Source organism: Morganella sp. BCCO 40_0007, assembly GCF_032989665.1.
Lineage (GTDB): Bacteria > Pseudomonadota > Gammaproteobacteria > Enterobacterales > Enterobacteriaceae > Morganella > Morganella sibonii.
The window spans coordinates 156,646-178,958 of the sequence record NZ_JAVBIN010000001.1 but is presented as its reverse complement, the minus strand read 5'-3'; the positions used below and the strand labels follow the sequence as shown (position 1 = coordinate 178,958).

Sequence of the window (22,313 nt, the reverse complement as noted above, 5' to 3'; positions counted from 1 at the left end):
GTTTAATTTATAACTCCAGGAGTTGCTGTAACTAAATTTCCGTGCTTATCAGTAAGGATAGTCATTTTATTCGTAGGACCATTACTAAATTTATCAATTCCAATTTGTTTATCTAAAATGATTGTTCGTTGATATAATATTTCTTCCTTACCTGTTGCTTTATTCAATGATGTTTGAGTCTTACTTATCGGTATCTTTACTACCTCTGGATTTTGTAACAATGATTTAAGTTCGGATTCACTAATTGTAAATTGGCTAGCATTTGAATTTCCAGAAAAATGACGTTTGATAACATGCTCCCAGCCAGCTTTTGAATCACCATTTTGGACATTTATACGGGACTGAGTGATCGGATTAGCTAAATTACCTTTATCTATCGCATTAGGAGATCCATTTGAAATTTGATACTCGCCTGCATTAATTTTCGAATCACTTTGTTTCCATGCACCGCTGGATGACTGTGAGGCTGGGTTAGAAGGTGATTTTGATGATAGTGATTTGCTGACCATTTCAGGCGAAACTTTACCGCCCTGCTGCTGCATACTCTTTAATGCGGACAATTCGGATAATTGATTAACAGTAAGTTTCGCTGTAGCTGTACTTCCGGTTATCGCTATTCCTGCAGGTGCCGCATCAGCTCCCAGCATTTCAATAATCCAGGCTCCCACCTGGTTTGCACATAAGACCGGATTTTCCGCACAGGTAATTGCACCTGCTTTTGCAGCAGCGATGATTTCAGGCGCAGCAGTTGCCGTATAGTAGCCACCGACAACAGTTGCATACAAAACAACCGCTGTTTTTGCATTCTCTTCGGCAATTTCTCGTTGTTGCAGCTCTATTATTGCCCCTTGGTCACCTGATTCTGCCCTTATTTCAAGCTCATGAACATATGCATCGGTTAATTTATATAACGGGTCATTTGAGTTTTTAAAATCCTCTGAGTAGCTATCAATATCAGGAACCAGCATAACCAAGGAGTTATTTTCAACAGTTGTTTTCCCGGCCTGCGCCGAATTAGCCGCACTCTGCGTATCACCACCGACCAAACCACCGGCAAGACCGGATGCCAGCGTAGCCCAGGCGCTGACATTCTCTTTTTCCTGTTCGGTCAGTTCGCCCGGCTGTTTTTTGTAGACCGATTCGGCCAGAATGCCGATGGCTTCGCCGGTCATAGCACCGGTAGCCTGTGCGGCGGCATTTTCACCTTTGGCCAGAGCCAGCGCTGCGTTGGCGATACCGTGGGCGATAGTACGTTTCAGATTGGCGTCGGCGTCATCATCCGGGATCAGGTTTTTGACTTCATTGGCAATAAACGGGGCCGCGCCGTTGGCCAGTGCCGCATTCAGGTCACCGTTCATCAGACCCTGTACCGCTGCGGTGGCAGCCTGCATGGCGCGGGTGTACTTGCCGCCGGTGCCGAAGCCCGATTCCGCTAAGTTTTTCTCAACCTCTTTGTTAAATAACAGTGCACTGATCGCTTCATCGTCAGTTTCTTGACCGTCTGCCGTCAGTGCCGCTCTGGCGTTATCGATATCATCCTTACTGTACTTTCTGATATCAAAGCTTTCCTTCGCTTTTTCTGTGGCTTTGATTTTTGCCTCAGTCCGGGCAATATCTATCACCTGAACACCTATCTCACCGAGCAGTTGCTGCTCTTTCACCCGGTTCTGCTCTTTCTCTTTATCAAATATCTGATTAAGGACTGAGTGGGCGCTGTCCGTATCGCGGCTCAGGTCTGCCACGTCCTGTTTCTGGTTTTCCGTGTCGCGGATTATCCATTTACCGTCTGAGACCGCCGCATGGGTGGTGTTGCTGCTGCTCTCTTTTTTGTTATCCGCCACAGCCAGCGCACTGCCGAGGTTGGATACCAGGTTACCGCCGACAGCGCCGCCGGAGCTCAGACTGCCGCCCTGGTGCTCCACCTGATATTCCGCTTTGTTTTCCAGATTGTTAAAGCCCAGCGTGCCGGTGTCGAGGGTGTTTTTGTCTTTATCTGCCGTCGATGCAATTACCGCACCGTCAAGCTGCGTGTGTTTGCCGACAGTAACCTCAAAGCCCTCTTTTCCGGCATAAATACCCGTCTGGTTCTGTACTGATTCGTATTCACTGTGCATCTTATCGCGGTTTGCTGAGATATTCAGTGAACCGCTGCTCAGACCGATGCTTCCCCCGGCACTGAGACTGGTTTGTTTCGCGTCGTAGTTATCAACCGCCTGCTCACTCTGCAGGGTCAGGTTGCCGCCGGTATTGACGATAACTTTTTCACCCTGTGCCTGTGCGCCTTTCAGCGTGGTGTCGTTGCCGCTGTTAATCGTCAGGGTTTTGCCCGCGTTCACCGTGGTATCGGTGGCAAACTGACTGTTGCCTTTCTCGAACCCTTTGCCCTTATTCACGCTGGCGTTAACATTCAGACCGGTACCGCCCGAACCAAAGGTGATACCCACTCCCACCGAGCCGCCTTTGCTGCTATTTTTGCCGTCCACGGTCTGCGTGTTCTGCGCCGAAGTCAGGGCGATATCATTCTCTGCATTCAGGGTGAGATTGCCGCCCGCCTGTAACTCACTGCCGGTGACGGCGATATTACCGCTGTCCGACGTTTTTCCGGTGGCATTAATGGTCAGATTATTTCCCGCACTGACACTGCTGCCCTGTGCGGTGGTCTGCCGGGTGGCCGTTTCGGACGATGAGAAACTGCTGCCGTATGACAGATTCACACCAAAGGCGGAGCCTGTATCCCCCTGAACATCGGCCAGACGACCGGCTTCCAGCGCCTGGGCGCCGGATAGTCCCGCCTTGATATTCTGCAGCGCTTTTACGCGGCCGTTTTCGGTTTCCTTCGCGTCATCAGCCGTCTGCACAGCGGTATTCAGCGCCCCGCCTGCGGCACCGCTCAGCGCCAGCGTAAATCCGCTCTGCTTCTGCTCGGTTTTTGTCAGTTCGGTGTGCGTGTTTTCAGCGGCGGTGACCGCAACGGATTGTCCGGAGAGACGGATATCTTTTTCCGCCACCACATCACTGCCGTGAATGGTGAGATTCTCCCCGGCGGTCAGGCTGACATTCCCTTCGGTGCTGCCGAGTGTGCTGCCTTTGCCGAAACGGCTGTCGCTGTCAGTAGTCTGTTTCATTTCCTGTTTACCGACGGTAAAACCGATACCGCCGGAACTCATCAGGCCGGATTTTTTCTCCTCGCGCAGATGTGTTTCCTCTCGGGCTTCATCCGTGGTGGTGACCGTGATATTTTTCCCGGCCGTGGCGGTCAGGTCGTTATCCGCAATCACCTGACTGCCCTCAACGGTGAGGTTATTACCGGCTTTCAGGGTGACGGTATCGCCGCCGAACTGGCTGCTGACCGCATCGGTACGGTGTACTTCGTCGTGGGTTTCCAGTGATGAGGCGGAAAGCAGACCTTTACTGGTCTGTTTACTGTGCTCAGTCAGGTCAGAAACGTCTTTGCCGGACTGAATGGTAATATCGCGCCCGGCACTGACCGTCAGGGCATTTTTGGCATCAACCGTTGCGGCGGTGGCGTTCATATCCCGTCCGGCGTTCAGGGTGATATCCCCGCCGTGCAGTTGTGAGCCGGTATCCGTCTGCGTTGTGAGGTGACGATAATTATCGTTACCCCAGTCACCGTTTTCAGTCCGGGTGGTGGTGACGGTGCCCAGCGTGATGTCATTCCCTGCGGTAATGGTGGTTTTGCTGTCTTTGCCTGTGGCGGCAATATCTGTTGCCGTCAGTGTGACCGAGTCTTTCGCGTTCAGGGTGAGTTTACCGTTATCCCCCTGCACATAAATGCCCGCGATACGGTTGAGATGACGGTTATCCGCATCCCCTGCCAGGGTGGTTTCACTGCGGATGTTCTCCGCATTCACCGTCAGGGAATCGCCGCCAATGAGTGTACCGCCGAGGTTATTCAGGTCACGCTGTGCATTAAGCAGCACATCATTACCGCTGACCGCCCCCTGATTGAGAATGTCCCCTGCATTGATGGTCAGTGCGTCTTTACTGAGGATAGAGCCGCTGTTAACCAGTTGTCCGTTCACGGTAAATTGTGTGCTTTTACCGGCCAGCAGTGCGCCGTCGCCGGTTAAATCCCCCGGTTTCACACGGGCATAGACCTGCGGCACGAGGACTTTCTCGGTGCTGCCGTCCGCCAGGGTGATGGTTTTCTCAACCAGCCACACCATGTCGCCGGTCAGCAGCGCCATCTGCTCTGCGGTCAGCGCCACGCCCGGGGTCAGGTTATATTTTTTGCCGAAGATGATGCCGTTATCCATCAGCGCTTTGAATTGTTCTTCGTCGTTGCGGTAATTGCCGAGATAACGCTGCCCGGAGAGTTGCACTATCTGGTCCGTGATAAGCTTCTGCTCGTAATAACCGTCACCGAGGCGTTTGTGCATCTGACTGTGATCACTGAGCAGCGACTGCTGCATATAATCAGTGCCCAGCCATTTTTTGCGGTTGGTAAAGCGCGGGTCAGTTTCCACCAGATACTGACTGTCACTGCCCGGTCTGACCGTAAACAGGCTGTTGTTCGGCAGCGTTATCGTGTCATTACCGGTGCGGATCACGGTGTCTGCTGTGGTGCCGCCGGTTTCCGCCGTGACCGGTACATCAATAATCACCGGAGCTGTGCGCCCGGAGGTATCCACCGCCTGAATGTCAGTCTGTGCATTCATTTCCCATTTATGCACACCGAGGTCGGTATCGGTGATCTCCGGTGCCGGGCGGTAAAGCCCGCCGTCAGTCCCCTGGGAGGTTTTAGTACCGCCGATTTTTCGTTTCTTTTTCTTCGCATACCAGCGCACCTGCCAGCCGCGATCCGTGACAATATGCACCCCTTTGGTGGCAATATTCTGCAAATCACCAATCGTGGTTGTCAGCAGTCCGCCCGCCAGGACACGACTATCTTTGTTCAGTAATGTATCGCTATTAATGGTCAGATCCGCGCCGGACTGGATCACTCCCGGTTCAGTGGCGACCACGTAGGTTTCCTGAATCACTCTTTCATAGTCATATTCATAGAATTCATCACCTGAAGTACCATCCGGCATCTTCGCGGTATGCACGCCGTACTTGTTCTTTTCCCGCCGGTCAATATCTTTCCAGTTAAAGCGCCGGGTATGGCCTTTCAGCACACCTTCATGAATTTGACTGCGGCCAATTTCAGCAATATCTGTCACCAGGTTGGTATTGATATTATTGATTTCCCGGATATTCAGCGTCATATTCCCCTGCGATTCCAGAGTGGAGCCGAGGTTATTAAACTGGTCAGCACTGCCGGTGGCGCGGTAGTCCGCATCCAGTGTACGACCGATACTAAGCAGTCCCTGGCTGTAAATCAGGCTCTGTCCGGTGTTGTTCAGCGTTTTGGTGCCGATATTCAGGCTGTTGCGGGCGGCAATCACCGCCGAGCTGGATTTATCTGCGGCTGCGGAGTTATTGAGGGTATCAGCCTGAAGCGCGATATCGTCACCGTAGATCCGCCCGGTGGCGGTATTGTCCAGCGTGTTGGTGCTGATGCGGGTATTCACACCGTCGATCAGTCCGGTATTGGTGAGGGTGTTCTGTACTGTCAGCGTGGTGTTGTCCGCACTGATTTCGGCATCGCGGCTATTGGTCAGATCTGAAGTTTTAATCGTGACCGCATTGCCGCCCTGAATCAGTGCCTCATTCTGCACACCGTTTTTCACAATCATGGTCAGGCTGCCGTTGGCCTGTACTTTTTTCCGGTTGGTGAACGCGTCATTCAGGGTCAGTGACATATCCCCCGCCGATAACACATCGCCGTCCCCGCTGAGGCTTCCGCTGGTGACTGTCAGGTTCTGACCGGCAATCAGTGTGCCGCCGGTGTTGGTGAGCGTGCCGGTGGTCAGCGCCGCGTTTTCATGTCCGGCAACCGTGCCCCGCGTGTTATCCAGTTCACGGGCGGAGAGTGTAAGCTGTTTGCCGCCGCGCAGTTCCCCGTCGCGGTTATCCGTTTTTCCGGTGACGGTCAGTTGTGCCTCAGCGCTGCCCTGAAGTTTTCCGCGCTGGTTGCCCAGTGTTTCTGCACTGAGGGTCAGATGCTGCCCGGCAATCACCCCCTGTGTGTTATCAAGGGCGTGCTGTACCGCCAGTGTCAGTGCACCGCTGTCACGCTGCACCATTTTACCGTCACGGTGAGACAGCGTGTTCATCTCCCCGGTGATCGTGCGGGCTGTGGTTTCGCTGTTGTCCAGTTGATAGTTTCCGCCTTTCATCATCAGATGACCGTTGGAGACAATCACACCGTTTTGTCCGGTGAAGTCCGGCGTGGTGATGCTGACTGTGCCGGTTCCGGCATGCTGAATGCGGCCTTTTTGGTTATCGGTTCTGTCTGCATTCAGTGTGATGTTGTTGCTGTTGCCGGCGATCGTGCCGTCTTTATTGATGATCCCGTCTTTGTGGTTCAGTGTCAGATCATCTGTACCGGTCTGGATTATCTGCCCCTGTGTGTTATCCAGTTTGCGGGCGGTCAGTTGCAGCGCACCGGCGGTCAGTTTGCCGCTGCGGTTATCAATACCGTCCGGCGCAACTGCGGTCAGCGTGCCGGAGGCGGAAACGTCCGCGTTTTTCAGGTTCAGTCCGGAGGCGGAGGTCAGCGCCATCTCTTTCGCTGCCGTGCGGCTGTTTTCCAGCGAGATATCGGCTGCGGTGACCGCCATGCGGTCATGCGCCAGTTGCTGTCCGTTAAGGGTGGCACCTTTCGCGGCGGTCAGGGTCATATCGCCGGTCTGTGTCAGCCGCCCGTCTTTATCCGCACCGGCTGCCATCACGGCACCTGCGGCATTATTCAGTGCCTGACTGTCAGCGGTGATATGGCGTCCCGCCAGGATCTGTTTTTGGTTATCCGTATCCCCGGCGGTGTTAAGCTGAATATCCCGCCCGGCACTGACTGTACCGGTATTGGTGATATTGTCAGTCAGTGTCGCTTTCACATCCGTTGCTGCGGTAATAATACCGCTGTTCTGTAATTTGCCGTCAGCGGACAGACTCAGTTCACCGGCCTGCGCCCCGATAGTGCCCGCATTGCGCACACCGACGCCGTGTTCGGTGCCGACCAGTTTAATTTTATTGCCATACATACCGCCGACCGCCGCCACATCCAGCGCAAAAGCCGGAGTGGTGCCGTCAGCCGCTTTTTGTGTCACCACATTACCCTGCGCATCCGTGATGTTGCGCCCGGTGGTGATGGTCAGATCCTGTGCATGCAGTTTGGCATTCACTTCCACCGCACGGCCTATCAGCCGGGTATAGTTGCTCTGCGTATCATTCATGCCCTTGCCGGTGACAGCAATCTGCCCTTTATCGACATCAAAGCCTTTGATCCGTCCCTGTTCCAGTAAAGCTTGTGCAGCAGCCATGGTGGTCTGTCCGGCATTGATAAAACCACAGCCGTTACAGGTGATCCCCGCCGGGTTGGCGATGATCACATCCGCCCGTTTCCCGGCTACTTCGACAAAGCCGTTAAGCTGACTCGGATTAGCGCTGTTGACCTCATTGAGGATAATGTTCGCCTCACCTTTGGCCACCCACGGATTGGCGGTGACCAGCCCGCCCAGCTGTGTCTGCGTGTTGACCGCACTGTTGTTGAGGATCGCGCCTTTGCTGTCCACATCAAACTGACTGTACTGGTTACGGGAGACACCATCGCTGTTCGGCGCCTGAATATTAACCTGCGGCGTACCGTTGGCGGAGGAGATCACGGTCGGCTGCTGGTTACCGGGAGCGGAGCCGTCCGCCACAATGCCGCCCGCCGTCACCGGCAGGGCAATCCAGCCGAGCAGCAGCATGATACTGAGCCGCAGCGGGGAAATCACCGCCGTCAGCGGGGTGATACCGGCACCGCTCTGTGTGCGGGATTTGTCGCTGCTGTGGTTTTTTGCCAGTTCGGATACCACCATCATCATCTGACGGGCTTTGTTAAAAATAATCCGGTAACAGTGTTTGTTCATAATCTCAGTTCCCTGAAAATCGGGTAATCATCCGTACAGCAGGCATCAGTACTGCCAGCTCACATTAAAATTGAAGACAGCATTGTCAGTTTTGAAGCCGTCCGGTTTCGAAAATGGTGTACCGACAGAAAAATCATACGAAAGCCCGGCCGGGCTCAACGCTCCGCGCAGGCCGAGCACACCACCCGCAAGTGTCCGGCCGATCAGCCAGTCGCGGTTATGCCCGTTGACACGGCCGTAATCCGCACCGATATACAGTTGCTGCTGCGGCAGCGGCGTGTTCCAGGAGAGGGTGTTGCGGAAATACCAGCCGTCATCACTGCTCAGCGTCCGTTCGCCGTCAAAACCACGGACACTCCAGCGGTTACCGATAGAGAACTGATCCTGCGGGGTCAGCGGAGTACCGCTCAACTGGCGCAGGTATTCGCCCTGATACTGAAACTGCTGTTCACCCAGTGCAAAGGGTACAGTCAGAGAGGCGGAGAACTGTAAGATACGGGAGAGCGCCGTGGCGTAATCGTCACTGCCGGCGGGACGGTACTCCTCCCAGGCCGGCATCGCGCCGAACCAGCGGGTACCGCGCTGATAACTGACACCCGCATCCAGAACCGATGTCCCGATGTACTGCCGGTGATCCAGTCCGATTTTCCAGGTGCTGGTGCGGCGTTTCTGGTTCTCAATTTCAGTTTCCTGAATATAGTTACGGGTCTGGCGGAGATTCACGCCGTAGTTCAGCGTGGTTTTGGCCGTCGCGTCGCGGTACAGCACATTACTGAGCTGCGCATTGAGGGTTTCACTGCGGCCTTTGTAACGCGCGTCGCCGTTGAGCAGTGCCACGGTCTGCACGTAATCGTATTTGCTGCCGGTCAGGGCAAACTGCCAGTAACCGAGCGGCACTGAATAGTGGGCACTGTAGTTGGCGGATTCTTTCCCGCCGGTAAACAGCAGGTCACGGGTAGCGGTCACATAAAACAGGTCACTGAGGGAAAGCGGATTATCCAGCGCGAACATCAGCCCGCCCTGATTTTTCCCGGTACTGTCCGTGCCGGAGTTGTCCGCCCAGGCATTGAGCCGCCACATTTTTTTCTGTTTGCGGGTGATAACGATATCACTTTCACCGGGTTCATCACCGGGCACCAGCTCCATTGAGGCTTCCACGGTCGGCAGACGCTGTAAGTTTTCCAGCCCCTGCTCGATGTCCCGCAAATCAAGCATGTTGCCTTCGCGGGCAGGCATGGCGGTGTAAAGAGTGGCGTACTTATCTGAATCATCCGTGAAGCGCACCTGGCGCACACGGCCCGGAACCACAACCAGCGACAACTTCCCCTGTGTCAGATCCTGCTGCGGCGCCAGCACCCGGGTGGTGACCCAGCCGTGGCTGATCAGGCGGTTCTGTATATCAGACATCAGCAGATTAATGCCCTGCACACCGAGGCACTGTCCCGCGCCCTCATTTGCCAGACGCTGTAACGGCAGCCAGTGCGGCAGGGATTCCGTCCCGCTGACCGTCACCTGCTGAATATCAAAGCAGGGTGTTTCCTGCGGAAATGCAAGCTTACCGGCCGGGGCTGCGGGTGCTGCCAGACGAACATCCGGCGCCTTTGCACCAAATTTTTCTTCCAGGGCATCCTGCTGCTGTTGCTGATGGATAAACTGCTGATCACCGGGTGCACTGAAAGCAGAACCGGTCACAAAAATAAGCACCGCGCCGGGTAAGATGCGGTTGGTCACTCTGTTTTTCATATTATTCATAATTAAATAACGGCGCGGAGTATTGCCGGAAAGCGGATGCGGTATTGCACTAAGTGAAATTTTACCGGAGGAAACCGGATGCGGGAAAGTGAAAATACGCACAAATAGTTAAAAAAAGATAATATATCGCCAATATGAACATCTGGACATTTTACAGTCATATTCAGTGTAAACAGGAAAATGACAGAATACGTCACTAATACTTATATATTAATTCAGTGAAATCAGAAAATTAACTGATGGATATATATATCCCGCCGACACGGTTAATCCGTACATTTGTGTTTCAGCTGATATCTGCGCACCGGGGTACTTATACCACAACCCGGCACTTTCAATAACAAAGCTCTGCTATCAGTCTTCAGGTATATTTCGTGGTTAAATAATTTAATATTTCTTATACCCTCAGATTATTTCCTTACTATTCTTAAATTGTTACATATTAACCCCTCATTACAACAGGGGTGAGTAGAGACGTTACCCTCTGCGTGATATTTTTTATCAGCGGGCTATATATCCGATATATCACCGGAAGACGGTATTTTCCCGGGTTCCTCATTATTTTACTGTCAATTAAAAAACATTATTCCGTTTTATTTCCGGACGATTTTTATATAGCCCGCAACACTACATTAAATCTGATAAATAATTTTAATTCACTTTTATAGCCAGGACTTGGATATGACATTTAATAATTCAGTGCTGATTGCACTGTTTTCCGCTTCTTTCAGCGTTTATGCCACGGATACACCGGAACCACCACCACCTTTTCAGTCAGAGGCTGAAACCCCTGATATCAATACGATTCTCAGCAGTGCAACCGACGGCTGGCCAATCGCAAAAGATAAATGGGACAATAAATACCAATCTATTATCACCGGTAACCAATATATTAATGGTCAGACATTAACCCGGACCTGGTTTCCCGAGCAATTTCTTTATGTTGAGAATAATTCTTACAGCCTGAATAATACGATCGATTCCTTCCAGACTACATTCAGAAGCGGTAGTGTTGCTATCGGAAATATTGTCAAAGGCGGAATTGCTAATCCGTCTGATCCTTCCAAAATATACCGCGGCTTTATGTCGATGATGGAAGATTCCGTAGCGTATAACACAATTGTTGAAAATAACGGAAGCCTGAGCCTGGGCAATGATGCTAAGGCATATAACACCACGGTAAATACCGGCGGAAGAATGGTAGTCGGTACGCGGGGTTATGCACAGGCAATTTTAATCGACGGCGGTTATCTGGAACAATCCGTTACCAGTACCTCAAATACCAAAGATGTCATCGTCGTCAATGGCGGGCAGCATATTATCTATGGCGGCACCGCAACCAACAGCCATATCGGTGGCGGCAGCTATCAGATGAGCAGCGGTAACACGATAGATACCGTGTTGTATAACGGCGCAGTTCAGCAGATCTATGCCGGAAAGGACGGAGTGACCGACAGCAATACAACAATTAACCACGGCGCATTGCAATTTGTTACCCACGGTAATACGGAAGATACCCGTGTTTATGGTACTCAGATTATTACCGGTGTCGACGGTGAATGGCTGAATGGCGAATGGACATCCGATGATACTTTCCGGATTGATGAGCAGACAGCAAAGAATGCCATTATTTATGAAGGCGGTGTGCAGCGTATTCAGAGCGGTGAAGCCATTGATACTCAGGTTTACGGACAGCAGATTGTCAGCGGTAAAAAAGGCGGCTGGACCGGCGGACAGTGGGTTGAACGGGACGGATGGATTGGCAAAGATCAGGTTGCCACCGGGTCTGTGATCCATCAGGGCGGTCAGCAGATTGTTGAATACTATGCCGATGCGGTTGGTACGCTGATTAACGGCGGCACACAACTGGTCAGGGAATTTGGTCATATTCAGGATACCACCGTTGAAAATGGCGGTTCATCCTTTATTGCCTATGGTGCATATTCCACCGGTGACCTGAATGTGAATAACGGTTCAGTAACCATGGAGGGCGGCAGCCTTCACAGCTGGACCGGTGCACTGGATGCGAAAGGCGCGTATGTTACCCGCCTTAATCTGGCCGGTGATAATGCGTTCCTGTATCTGAAGCATAATGACACCACCAGTGAATCCGAAGCGACCATTGAAAAACTGACCAGCAACGGAACCGTGGTATTCGGCAGCAGCGACGGCAGTGATGCGGGTAAATACAGCCGCTTGCAGATTTCAGATCTGACCGGTTCCGGCACCTTTGTCATGAACACCAATATTAACGGTGGTACCGGTGATTTCCTGAATATCAGCAACAGTATCAGCGGTGAGTTTAATGTCAGAGTGATGGATTCCGGTCAGGAGCTGAAAAGCCGCGGCGGTGTGAATCCGCACCATCTGATTTTTGCTAACGGCAGTGACAGCAACAGTTTTGCGCTGGTGAACGGCAGTGTTGACCTCGGTGCTTATAAATATTACCTGGTACAGGGTGATGAGCAGGACAGTGATAACTGGTATTTATCGCCGAAAGCAAATGAACCGGCACCAAATCCGGACCCGGGTCCTGATCCGGAACCAAAACCGGAACCGGAGCCTGAAATCTCCGAAAGCGGTAAAAACGCCATCGCAATGGCAAACGTAACGCCAACTATCTGGAACAGCGAATTATCCACACTGAGAACCCGCCTGGGTGATCTGCGTGATAACCAGACTGCGCAGGATGGTGTGTGGGGTAAATATATCGGCAGCCGTAACCGTATCTCAACCGGCAATGTCGGTTACACCCAGGATATGAACGGACTGATGCTGGGCAGTGACCACGCGATTGTGCTGGATAACAGCCGCCTGCTGATCGGGGGAATGTTCTCCTACACACATTCTGAACTGGATGCCCGCACCAGTGACGGTAAAGTGGACAGCTTAGGTCTTGGTGTTTACACCACCTGGATGCACAACAGCGGCTACTATGTGGACGGCGTGCTGAAAGCCAACCATTTCAGAACCAAAAACAGCGCGCAGTTTAATGACGGCAAAACCACTGCCAAAGATAACACCAACGGCATCGGTTTCTCTGTGGAAGGTGGTAAACACATCACCGCGGGCAGTTACTTTATCGAGCCTTATGTACTGGGATCTTACTTCCGCGGCGAAAAAACGGACTACCGTTTCAGCAGCGATATGAAAGTGAAAGCTGATGCTGCTGAATCTGTGAAAGGTGAAATCGGTACCACATTCGGTAAAACGTTTATCACTGAAAACGGCGGACTGATTAAACCTTACGCCCGTCTGGCAGTCAGCCACGAGTTTAAAAAGAACAACGGCGTGGTGATTAATGACACCGAATCATTCAGCAACGATATGTCCGGAACCGTCGGTAAGTACGGTGTGGGTCTGACGGCGCAGATGAATAATCAGTGGTCAGCCTATGCAGAGTTCAACTATGCCAAAGGCAGCCATGTGGAAACACCTTACAGCGGCAACCTGGGTATCCGTTACAGCTTCTGATAATACAGCGGAAATAGCAAAACCGGCTCTGTGACAAGACCCCCGATAATGATCGGGGGTCTTTTTTTATGTCTGAATCCGGACATAAAAACAGAGACGCTGTTTTATTCAGCGATCGGACACCGGGCCTGGTGCGAAAAAGAAGCCGGATCAGATACAATGGGACAATACCAACCACTGACACCGGCGTTAGCCCCGGAGGGATTTATGGAAAATATAGTACCTGATAAATACTATGACATCGCGGATGAGTATGCGCTGGAATCGGAAGAGCCGGTTGAAGAGCAGGAGTACGACGGACTGGCGCACTATTTCCAGCTGCTGATCACCTGTCTGACGAACGGCGAAGAAATCAGTGAGGATGCTCAGAAAAAGATGGCGGCTGAAGCCGGTATCAATAAACAGCGGATCGATGATATCGCAGAGTTTCTTAACCGCTGGGGTAACGATTAAATCTCTGTTGCCGCCGGACACAAAAAAGCCGTGATAACAGAATCGCTGTTATCACGGCCGGAAATCTTATTTACAGTTAAAAGCGATATTTCAGACCTAACATACCCTGTGTATCCGAGTAGTTATCACTGCCAGCCTGCTGTGCCACATTAAACCAGATATCCGCATTGCGGGTCAGTTGTCCCTCAATCCCCACTTTGATTTCACCAATATTGCGGGTACCGGACTGACTGACGTGCTCACCGTTCATGGAAACACCGGTCATCTTACTGTTATTCAGCCAGTTAATCTCAGCAAACGGCTGGAAGTGACGATCGTTTTCTTTATCCTGCAATGCCTGTCCCAGACCGTACACTTTCACCCCGAGACGGGTCTGGATATTCCCTTCACCGGTTGCCGATACGCGGGTACCGCTCCTTTCTGTGTGTGTATCCATTTTCACACCCATATAAGTCACCTGTGCTTTCGGCTGAATATACCAGCGGTTAATACTGCCCTCACTGCCCTGTGTTTCATTGATCAGGAAGCTGTACCCGGCTTCAGCAGACAACGTGATACCGTCAGAGTTATATTTCTCTTCCGGTAATTCATCCCCGTCAACCCGGTTTTTAAACCAGTTATATTGCACCCAGCTGTCAACATACAGACCGGTTTTATCCGCCTCATTAGCGTAATAGGTGCCGTAGATCCCTGCACTGTAACCATCTGCGTGAGAGCTGGCCCGGGTATTTGTAATATGGTTTGTGGTCTTGCCGCTGATGCGGCCGTAACCTGCCATTAACCCGATATGGTAGCGGTTAAGATCATTATCAGACCACTGCGCGATATCCCCGCCCAGCTGCACCACATAACGATTTGTCCCGGTTCTTAACTGACCATTACCGCTTTTCACCACTGAATGTCCGGCCACATTCCGCAGCCACAGACTGGTCACCTTGCGCTCACCGGTCAGTACATCGGTATATTGAGTTTCCCCGAGGCGATCATGCAGACGCACATTAAACAGGTTATTTGCCATATACAGGTTATTGATATATCCCCCTGCTTCCGGACGGACTATCGGTTTTGGCTCCGGCTCCGGTTTTGGCTCTGGCTCCGGCTCCGGTTTTGGCTTCGGTTCCGGTTCCGGTTCCGGCTCTGGTTCCGGATCAGGACCCGGAGTCACCGGGCTGTAGTCTGATGTCAGATACCAGTTTTTCTCATTGCCGTTTTTACCGCGTCCCAGATAATAATCATACGCCCCGGCAACAATCCGCCCGTTCTGAGTAAAGGTACCATCAGAAACACCGTCAACGGTGATGACTTCAATACCGTTGAGTGTGGTCAGTGTGCCCTGCCCGCCGATATTCACAAAACCGACCGTCGTGGTTCCGGCAGAATTACCTTTGATCAGTAATTTATCCGTCGGTGAATTATCATCATTCAATACGGTATTGAGGATTAAGTGCCCGCCGTTACCAGTGTAATCACCAGCCACGGTGAGTGTTTTCGGTACAAAGGCATCCGGATCGGTCAGATCGTCCGGAGAGTTAAAACGGAGTGTTGCGCCGGTCAGTGTCAGGTTTGACAGCACAGAATCAGCCGTCATATTCCAGATACTGTTTGCACCGGCAATATCCAGGTTAATGGTACCGTTTGTGGTCGTATTCGGTGCACCTGCCGCATTGTATTCCAGTGAGTTGGTACTGCCGGTAAACCGGCTGTTATCCGCCATTTGCAGATCAATAATTCCTTTTGTCTCTGCTTTTATATCACCGTCAACGGTGAATACGCTGCGGATGCTGTCACCGGACAGGCGATCAGAAGAGGAGATCTGTGAATCCGCCCCTTTGGCATACAGGGCAAATTTCCGGCCATCACTGACCACATTAATGGTGGTATCACCGCCGAGATACACCTGACTGCCCGCAGTGACTGTTGCACCACCGACCTTTTTCGATCCGGCTTCGGCATAAACACCGTGTGCCGTCGTACCTTCGGCGCGGATATTCGTTGAACCCAGTTCGATAATACCGCTCTTGTTGGCATACACCGCATGCGCTGAGCTGCCGTTTGCCACAATAGTGCTGTTATCACCGATCACCACCCGGGCATCGCCGGTTGCCGCGGAATTGGTATTCCCGGCATAAACCGCATAACCGGTTCCTAATTCCCGACCCAGAAATTCCAGATTACTGCCCGCTTCATGGGAAATAATAACCGCATTTTTCCCGAGCGTGATCAGGTTTTCGTTTGTTCCCGTGGTTGATGAGTTAGCACGCACTCCCATTCCGAATGCATCAATATACGCATCATCACCCACCGTAATAATTGTGCCGTTGCTTTCCTTGCCAACGTTCAGGCCATCCGCAGAGGACCCGGTGGTTTTAATGGTTAATTTATCAATATTGATTTTACTGGCACCGTTTTTTGTCACAATACCGTCAGCTTTGGCGCCGCTGGTCTCAATATTCAGTTCATTAAAATTATAGGTGCTGCTGTTCCCGTAAACCGCCCAGCCCTGGAGTGGAGAGGTTGACGCGTCCTGCGTGGTATTGATGGTCACACTCGCATAATCGGATAAAGGGGTTCCGCCGTGCTCACCGGCACTGTAATAATAGATGGTTGAGTTACAGGTCAGGTGTTTTTGTCCGTCTCCGTCTGTAACCGATGTGCAGGGATCTGCCATTCCGGGAAGGGAATATAATCCCGACCCCAGTATAATAGATACCGGTAACGCGAATCTTTTTACAGATTTATATTTTTTCATAGGGGAAAGCCTCCCGGCGTAACAATAAAAGCAGGATATAAATATAAAAATAAATTTAAAAAACACCCGTAACTTTATAAATATATAAAGTCAGCAGATTTATATTATTATCGGACGTTATTCAGGTTATATATACGAGTAACATTACGTGTATTTATATATCATTACAACCACGCATACACATAAGACGAGTTAATGATATTTATGTTAATGAATTGTTTTCATTATTTTCAATTGATATTTCAATGAATTAATATGAAAGATGTAAGTAAACATTACTTGGTAACAAAAAATACGGCGTGTTTATTCTTTATTTATCTATATTTGGATTAAGAATGGAATAAAAAACCAAAATACTACAATTTACACAAAATTTAATGTATTGAAACCAAATCAAACATAATTTTGTTATAAATGTTATTTTTTACAACAAATTCCGGTATCAATCTTAACGCTTATATAATGTCACTAAAAAACAACTAAAATCATGCGAATTTCGATATAACACACTGTAAAATAATAAGTAATAAGATTATATCCCATGATTACGAAAAACATAATACACTGAAAATATACGTATTTTTTAGATAAAATAGCGTTTTTTGCATCTATATTTACTTAACATATCTTACCAGACAAGATGCAAATCTGATCGAATAAAAAATTTCAACAAAAAAAATAGGTAAAACATGAGTAATTCTTTATATTTTGCACTACATCAAATAAAAGTGATTAAACTACACACCAATTTTGTAAATTTATGAAAATAACAAAACATGCAGATATTATATTTGCATCAAAAAATAACATGTGTTATTTAATTTTAATCATTCGATACAAAATTAGTTTTTTCGAAAAAACACCAGACATACAAATAAAACCCAAAAACACAACCGATAATTATTTATCGGGAATAACAACCATTCCTGCTATGACAGATTTAATCTACGGAGATAAATGGTGCAGAAATATCAATGCATAGATTCAGATTTACTCAATAAAAATATCGGGGAGGTACTGTACAGATTTCGTAAGCTGAAAAAAATAAGCGGTGAAAAATTAGGCTTTACACTTGAAATCAGTCAGCAGCAGGTCTCCCGCTATGAACTGGGTAAAGGTAATCTGACGGTCAGCCTGCTTTTCCGGATACTCACAGCGCTGGATATTTCACTGATCGTTTTTCTGAACGAACTCAGGAAACAATATGATTCCTCAGATACTGTTCACACATTACTGGATATAGATAATTCATTGTTTTTAAATAATAATATTAACAGATTCGATTTTTTATTGTAAAAACCTCCTCCTCCTTTCTGCCCCGGCCATGCCACTGTCACCGGGGCCATGATCCCCTCAATAAATAGCCTGACTCTTTTATTTTTTAGGAAATACATCACTGAAAAATAAAAAGATACTGCTCCTCTGCGCAACAGATTGCACAGAAAACACACACCTGTAACACACGGAGACGATTTCTCCGCTGTCTGTCACTGCAATAACCACAGAGGAAACACAATGAATCAGGATCTCAGCACACAGGATTTGCCGGCACCGGCAGCCGGTATTGACCCGTCAGTGTTCGTCATGGGCGGTAACAGTGATATTGCTCTGGATTTGGTGGTTATCATTGACACCAGCGGTTCAATGTCTGATGAGTCTGCCGATCTCAGCCGGGAAATAGATGCGGCGATAGAAAAAGCGGCTGCCCGCTGTCCGTCTCAGCTCAGGGCTACATTCCTGGGCATCCAGGATACCTGGCCCGGGACAAAGTTTGATAAGTCGCTAAGTGATTATCTGATGAGCAAAGGCGCTCCCGCCGGAAATCTGCAGGCCCGGGAACCGTTTCCGGAAGCCGACGGCCGTGACCACGCGGGAAATAAAGAAGATCTGTGCCGTGCCGTTATCGATGCCTGCAGATATTTCGACTGGCGTCCCGGCGCACGGCGGGCAGTTTTTGTGCTCGGTGATGAAGGTATGGAGGGCGGCGGCGGAATACTGACTAACGCCGCCGTGATGAAAAACAGTGAAGCGATCAGTGTCGCGCAGCTCCACGGCGTTAAAGTATATACCTATCAGGGGACGCCGGATGACCGGCCGGAAAACCTTGACCGCTTCCCGTCTGTTGCGGAAAGAGACAAAGTGACAAAGGAGTATCAGCGGCTGGCAGAGCAGACCGGCGGGCGCTCTTATATCTACACCACCGGTATTGCGAACTTCCTGCTGGTATTACAGGAAATTCTCTGTGACAGTCTGACTCCGCCGGTGATCCCGGATAACGGCCATTCACATGCGGACTGCCGCGATGTGTGCGAACAGCTCTCTTCTATTATTTCCACCGTCAATAAGCTGGCGGATATTATCAACAAAGCTATTGATGCCTGTTGCAGCACAGATACTCATCATCACAAAGAAACCGCCGCCAAATGCAGTTGTTCAGATAAAGTCTGAGCGCCGTAAACCATAAAATGAGAGTAAAAGCGCCCTGCTGATATCACGGCGCTTTTTTCTGTACTATTTTCAGGCGGATTGACGTCTCCGGGAAGACGGAAACGGCGGTAATACTGCATTTTTCAGCGCCAGTGATGCAGGATGGCGCAGCTGTTCAATACAGCCCTGTGGTGAGGTTTCGGCAATTTTGCCCTCATCCATCACCACCACCCGAGCCGCAAATTTGCTGACCAGCCGCAAATCGTGAGTGACAAACAGATAGGCAATACCCCGGGTTTTCTGCAGCTGACCGAGCAGTGTCAGCAGAGATGCCTGCAGATGAATATCCAGGTTTGACACGGCCTCATCCAGGATAATCAGACGCGGGTCCGGTGCCAGCGCCCGCGCAATGCAGATACGCTGTAACTGCCCGCCGCTGATCTGTGACGGCAGTTTACCGAGTACTGACAGCGGCAGTTCCACCATATCCAGCAACTCCGCTATCCGGGCTTTGCGCTGTGTTTCATCCAGTGAGGTCAGCAGTTTCAGCGGTTCGGCAATGGTCTGCTCCAGAGTAAACCGCGGATCAACCGCACCGGGCGGGTCCTGAAAGACCATCTGGATCTCCGAACGGAACTGCCGGCGTTGTTTTTTATCCAGTTTACGTACCGGCATCCCCCGGTAGAAAACATCTCCCTTTTCCGGATATTCCAGCCCGCAGATCTGGCGCGCCAGAGTGCTTTTTCCGCAGCCGCTGCGCCCGAGAAGCGCAACCGTTTCGCCCTCATTCAGGGTCAGGGAAATATCATCGAGAATACAGCGCGGTTTTCCCGCCCCCATCAGTGAATGGCTTTGGTAGCTTTTACTCAGGTGTTCAACAGAGATCAGTGTCATGCGGAAAGCTCCAGACCATACAGTGAAAGGTGCGCGGAAATAAGATTACGGGTCACCGGCGAGCGCGGCCGGGCAAAAATATCCTCCGCCGATCCGGTTTCAATAATTTTCCCGTCTGACAGCACCGCCACCTGATCGGCAAGACGCGCCACCACGCCCATATCGTGAGTGATCAGCAAAAGTCCGGTCTGCCGGTCAGCCACAACATGATCCAGCAAATCGAGGATTTTCATCTGCACCACCAGATCCAGATCGGTGGTCGGCTCATCGGCAAACAGAAACGGTGCATCACTGAGAATAGCAATCGCGATCATCATCCGCTGCAACATGCCGCCGCTCATCTCAAACGGATAGAGTTTCAGAATATGCTCACTGTCCCCCAGTTCCACTTCCGCCAGCACATCACGGATGCGTTTATCAATATCATGCAGCGGCTGCCGGGTCGCTTTCAGTGTTTCAATAATATGCTGATGCATTGTCCGTACAGGGTTAAACGCACTGCGCGGATTCTGCATAATCGATGCAACCTGCCTGCCGCGCAGAGCCTGACCGGTGACCGCCTGCCCGTCCAGCAGGATAGTACCTTGTGTTTTCTGCACTCCCGGAGGCAGAACATCCAGTACCGCAGAGCAGGTCATCGATTTACCGGAACCGCTCGCCCCGACCAGCGCCAGTACTTCGCCGCGCCGCAGGGAAAATGACAGATCAGAAATAAGGAAATGCGCATGATTATTATGCAGATAACCCGCCGATAAATGACTGATATCCAGTACAGAATGATTTAATGACATGTTCCGGCCCTCAGTGTCGGGTCCAGACGATCGCGCAGTGCATCCCCGAGGATGTTAAACGCCATCACGCTGAAAAATAAAATTAAACCCGGCCAGAAAATCAGCATCGGTGATGTCCAGACAAACTGACGGGCATCACTGATCATCACGCCCCACTCTGCGGTCGGTGCCGCCACGCCCAGCCCGAGGAATGACAACCCGGAGACATGCAGCATCATATGGCCGATATCCAGCGTCGCCAGTACGATCAACTGAGAAATGGTGGCGGGGAACAGATGCCGGAGAAAGATCCGCACATTGCCGGCACCGCTCAGACGTGCCGCCAGCAGAAACTCCCGGTGACGCAGTGAGAGAATAATTCCGCGGACAATACGTGCATACCATGCCCAGTGTGAAAGTGCGATCGCAATAATCACGTTTGTCAGCCCGGTACCGAGTATCCCGATTAAAAACAGCGCCAGAACCAGTGTCGGGAACGTCAGAAATACATCCGTAAACCGCATGATAATCTGATCCGTCCGCCCGCCGGTAAACCCGGCAATACCGCCGATCACCAGCCCGAGCGTCATAATAATCACCAGCGTGATTGCTACGGTTCCGAGAGAAATCCGCGCCCCGGCAATCAGACGGGAAAAAATATCACGCCCGAGATGGTCGGTACCGAGCCAGTACTGGCTGTCCGGTACCTGAAGCCGGTTCGATAATTCCACCAGATCCGGATCATGCGGAGAGATCCACGGCCCGGCAATCATCGCGAGAACCAGCAGCGCCACCACGGCCAGCGCAAACCACAGCAGAAGATTGCGGCTGAGTGTCCGCCCGGCGGACGGGGCTTTCAGTATCATATCGCTCATTCAATACCCTCCGCAGAGAGGCGGATACGGGGGTCCGCAATCGCATAAATAATATCCACAATCAGGTTGCAGAGAACAAAAATCACCACCATCAGCAAGGTAAAGCACTGAATTACAGGATAATCCCGGTTCATAATGGCGGAGACAGCATAGCGCCCCACACCCGGCCAGCTGAAAATACTCTCTATAATCAGCGCACCGCCGAGCAGTTCCCCGATATGCATTCCGATAGCCGTTATGATCGGCAGCCAGGCGTTACGCAGAATATGCGAACGCTCCACCGTCATTTCGGACAACCCGCGCAGCCGCGCATAACGAACATGCCGCTGCCCGGCGACCTCAAGCATACTTGCCCTCAGCAGCCTGGCATTAATCGCGAGTGACATCAGCGAGATAGCAATCACCGGCATCACCAGATGTTTTGCTTCACCTTTGCCCATCGGCGGCAGCCAGCCGAGATGCATGGAAAAAAGCAGAATAAGCAGGAATCCCAGCCAGAAATTCGGCATGGAAACCCCGATAAACGCGATCACCCGCACCAGCTGATCCGGCCATTTCTCCCGGTAACGCGCCGCCAGCATACCCATCGGCACAGACAGGATAATCGTCAGCGCCAGCGCCAGTCCCGCCAGTTGCAGCGTGGCGGGCAGGAAATAGAGCAGATCCGGCAGTACCGGTTTCTGCGTGGCATAAGAAATACCAAAATCCAGATGCAGCGCGTCAGACAGCCAGTGAAAATACTGGGTCATGACCGGCTTATCCAGACCAAGGAGCTCACGGGCGCTTTCCACCGCCTGCGGGGTCGGCGGAATTTTGGACAGCCGCAGATAATCCAGCGCGGGGTCTGACGGCCCCAGGCGCAGGATAAGAAAGATAAACAGCGAGGTGCCGAACAGCATCGGGATCAGCAGCAGCACCCGCCGGAAAATAAATCGCATCATAA

11 protein-coding genes are annotated in these 22,313 nt (G+C 51.0%); 4 read left to right on the top strand and 7 right to left on the bottom strand.

The window, feature by feature from the left end; genetic code table 11:
* Positions 1-2: 2 nt before the first annotated feature.
* A complete protein-coding gene (locus tag R5268_RS00690) occupies positions 3-7,976 on the bottom strand; it encodes a hemagglutinin repeat-containing protein (RefSeq protein WP_317418526.1) in 7,974 nt (2,657 codons plus the stop codon).
* A 45-nt stretch (positions 7,977-8,021) separates the two neighbouring features.
* Positions 8,022-9,719 (bottom strand): ShlB/FhaC/HecB family hemolysin secretion/activation protein, encoded by a 1,698-nt coding sequence (locus R5268_RS00685; protein ID WP_317418527.1) that lies wholly within the window; start codon positions 9,717-9,719, stop codon positions 8,022-8,024.
* 690 nt (positions 9,720-10,409) lie between these two features.
* Between R5268_RS00685 and R5268_RS00680 the strand changes: the two genes are divergently transcribed.
* Complete coding sequence (locus R5268_RS00680) at positions 10,410-13,202, top strand: autotransporter outer membrane beta-barrel domain-containing protein (protein WP_317418528.1); 2,793 nt, start codon at positions 10,410-10,412, stop codon at positions 13,200-13,202.
* 207 nt (positions 13,203-13,409) lie between these two features.
* The gene (locus tag R5268_RS00675; RefSeq protein ID WP_046894627.1) at positions 13,410-13,655 is read left to right on the top strand and encodes a DUF2543 family protein; all 246 of its coding nucleotides are present in this window, start codon (positions 13,410-13,412) and stop codon (positions 13,653-13,655) included.
* A gap of 76 nt (positions 13,656-13,731) precedes the next feature.
* Here the strand turns inward: R5268_RS00675 and R5268_RS00670 are convergent, their stop codons facing one another.
* Entirely contained in the window at positions 13,732-16,404 is a 2,673-nt protein-coding gene (locus R5268_RS00670; protein ID WP_317418529.1) for an autotransporter outer membrane beta-barrel domain-containing protein, read from the bottom strand.
* A gap of 957 nt (positions 16,405-17,361) precedes the next feature.
* Here R5268_RS00670 and R5268_RS00665 point away from each other — a divergent pair.
* Both R5268_RS00665 and R5268_RS00660 read left to right on the top strand, forming a co-directional pair.
* A complete protein-coding gene (locus R5268_RS00665; protein ID WP_046894628.1) occupies positions 17,362-17,700 on the top strand; it encodes a helix-turn-helix domain-containing protein in 339 nt (112 codons plus the stop codon).
* Between the two features lie 219 nt (positions 17,701-17,919).
* Positions 17,920-18,852: a VWA domain-containing protein gene (locus tag R5268_RS00660; protein ID WP_317418530.1), complete on the top strand. Its 933-nt coding sequence runs from the start codon at positions 17,920-17,922 to the stop codon at positions 18,850-18,852.
* A gap of 69 nt (positions 18,853-18,921) precedes the next feature.
* On the opposite strand, the gene nikE is transcribed toward R5268_RS00660, so the two are convergent.
* From nikE to nikB, 4 genes are read right to left on the bottom strand one after another with little or no spacing between them, the layout of a single operon-like run.
* Entirely contained in the window at positions 18,922-19,725 is an 804-nt protein-coding gene (nikE, locus tag R5268_RS00655; RefSeq protein ID WP_107679189.1) for a nickel import ATP-binding protein NikE, read from the bottom strand.
* Positions 19,722-20,516 carry a nickel import ATP-binding protein NikD gene (gene nikD, locus R5268_RS00650; RefSeq protein ID WP_107679190.1) on the bottom strand — a complete coding sequence of 265 codons (795 nt, stop codon included), beginning with the start codon at positions 20,514-20,516 and terminating at the stop codon, positions 19,722-19,724. The genes nikE and nikD overlap by 4 nt, the downstream gene beginning before the upstream one ends.
* Positions 20,507-21,361, bottom strand: coding sequence for a nickel ABC transporter permease subunit NikC (gene nikC, locus R5268_RS00645; protein WP_218455659.1), 855 nt, complete (start codon positions 21,359-21,361; stop codon positions 20,507-20,509). The genes nikD and nikC overlap by 10 nt, the downstream gene beginning before the upstream one ends.
* Before the next feature lie 5 nt (positions 21,362-21,366).
* A complete protein-coding gene (gene nikB, locus R5268_RS00640; RefSeq protein ID WP_046894632.1) occupies positions 21,367-22,311 on the bottom strand; it encodes a nickel ABC transporter permease subunit NikB in 945 nt (314 codons plus the stop codon).
* Positions 22,312-22,313: the final 2 nt, after the last annotated feature.

Bases quoted from the DNA above. Each gene is read 5' to 3' on its own strand.
- R5268_RS00680 (WP_317418528.1), top strand. From the start codon at position 10,410: ATGACATTTAATAATTCAGTGCTGATTGCACTGTTTTCCGCTTCTTTC.
- nikC (WP_218455659.1), bottom strand. From the start codon at position 21,361: ATGATACTGAAAGCCCCGTCCGCCGGGCGGACACTCAGCCGCAATCTT.
- R5268_RS00660 (WP_317418530.1), top strand. From the start codon at position 17,920: ATGAATCAGGATCTCAGCACACAGGATTTGCCGGCACCGGCAGCCGGT.
- nikD (WP_107679190.1), bottom strand. From the start codon at position 20,516: ATGTCATTAAATCATTCTGTACTGGATATCAGTCATTTATCGGCGGGT.
- nikE (WP_107679189.1), bottom strand. From the start codon at position 19,725: ATGACACTGATCTCTGTTGAACACCTGAGTAAAAGCTACCAAAGCCAT.
- nikB (WP_046894632.1), bottom strand. From the start codon at position 22,311: ATGATGCGATTTATTTTCCGGCGGGTGCTGCTGCTGATCCCGATGCTG.
- R5268_RS00665 (WP_046894628.1), top strand. From the start codon at position 17,362: ATGGTGCAGAAATATCAATGCATAGATTCAGATTTACTCAATAAAAAT.
- R5268_RS00675 (WP_046894627.1), top strand. From the start codon at position 13,410: ATGGAAAATATAGTACCTGATAAATACTATGACATCGCGGATGAGTAT.
- R5268_RS00670 (WP_317418529.1), bottom strand. From the start codon at position 16,404: ATGAAAAAATATAAATCTGTAAAAAGATTCGCGTTACCGGTATCTATT.
- R5268_RS00685 (WP_317418527.1), bottom strand. From the start codon at position 9,719: ATGAAAAACAGAGTGACCAACCGCATCTTACCCGGCGCGGTGCTTATT.
- R5268_RS00690 (WP_317418526.1), bottom strand. From the start codon at position 7,976: ATGAACAAACACTGTTACCGGATTATTTTTAACAAAGCCCGTCAGATG.